This window comes from Enterobacter cloacae complex sp. BZL2005 (assembly GCF_049238885.1).
GTDB lineage: Bacteria > Pseudomonadota > Gammaproteobacteria > Enterobacterales > Enterobacteriaceae > Enterobacter > Enterobacter roggenkampii.
In genome coordinates this window covers 793-1099 of sequence record NZ_JBMKGI010000046.1, presented here as the reverse complement: position 1 = coordinate 1099, position 307 = coordinate 793, and the positions used below count along the sequence as shown (strand labels likewise).

General features: G+C 63.5%; 1 protein-coding gene. It reads right to left on the bottom strand.

Features of this window, described 5'->3' with window-relative positions:
• Positions 1-42: 42 nt before the first annotated feature.
• Positions 43-306: a hypothetical protein gene (locus ACOTXI_RS24230; protein ID WP_001295708.1), complete on the bottom strand. Its 264-nt coding sequence runs from the start codon at positions 304-306 to the stop codon at positions 43-45.
• Position 307: the final 1 nt, after the last annotated feature.

Below are 307 nucleotides of genomic sequence, written 5' to 3'. Positions count from 1 at the left end.
AGCGCCTGGCTCGTCAGCCTGCGTGTACCACAGGCGCCTCGATCAAACACCGATCCTCACGTTGTAGCCGAGTGCCCGCAGCCCCTTGCTCGTCTGCATGTTCCTTGGCGGAAACTCGTCTGGGCGCGCCCAGACGACGATTTCCCCGAGGCTGCTCAGGCCAACGTGCGGAATTGCCCAGTCGTCGCTGCGGATCGCGTTCCAGAGTCGGGCCGAAACACTTCCGTTGCCCCAGACAACGTAGTTCAACAGTATCCGTCCGGCCAACACACCTTCCCGACACCGCCGCCGAAGGCCATGGCCCATC

Bases quoted from the DNA above. Each gene is read 5' to 3' on its own strand.
- ACOTXI_RS24230 (WP_001295708.1), bottom strand. From the start codon at position 306: ATGGGCCATGGCCTTCGGCGGCGGTGTCGGGAAGGTGTGTTGGCCGGA.